Below are 663 nucleotides of genomic sequence, written 5' to 3' on the forward strand. Positions count from 1 at the left end.
GGTTTAAAGGTAAAACTTGTTTTCCCTTTTGAAGGCGCAAAAATATGCGTTTCGCTTGGAACAACGCTTGTCGAAAAATCCTCTGGCTCTTCATGGCGCAAAGCCGCTAAGCGTTTGCGTTTGAAACCATTGATATTAGCTTCTCCTTCTTGAATACTAAAGACTTGGCAACCGTTATTTGCTCCCAATGCACTTACTCGGCATCCCCCCACGATATAATGCCCATGGGCGCGGTCGTACGTCGCAATAGCTTGCATGGCGGGTTCAAGCAATGAGGGGGATTTTTGATCAATCAGAACACCATCTTGTAAAATATAAACCGGAAAGAAAGTGCCATTCTGCGCATCCTCTTTCAGTGCCCAAACAAGCTGTGCTGTTTCGCGTGCCGCTCCAGGCTCTCCTTCTGCCAATGTGCCAGGGACTTGCCCCAACAGCTCTGGATCATCCTCATGGGTAATCCATTTTTTTTGCAGCTTCACACCAATTTCCAAGCGCCCAATCATGGCAACATTGTTGAGTACAGCTGGTGCAACGGGGAAAATATCGCCTGCGATATAAATCTTGCCATCCGTTAAAGTGACGGTCTTTGTCTCTTTGTTGACAAAAGCATCAGCCCGTTCAACGCGGTCTCCTTCTTGTGCCACAAGGCGCCCCAATCGGTCA

Annotated in this window: 1 protein-coding gene; it reads right to left on the minus strand. The window is 48.0% G+C overall.

The features are described from left to right. Positions 1-663 (minus strand): DUF4815 domain-containing protein (locus tag ACFIJJ_RS09995; RefSeq protein ID WP_375646847.1); only part of this gene is annotated, 663 nt, incomplete at both ends.

The sequence above is a fragment of the Bartonella sp. TT29SHDZB genome, from assembly GCF_042193395.1.
Classification (GTDB): domain Bacteria; phylum Pseudomonadota; class Alphaproteobacteria; order Rhizobiales; family Rhizobiaceae; genus Bartonella.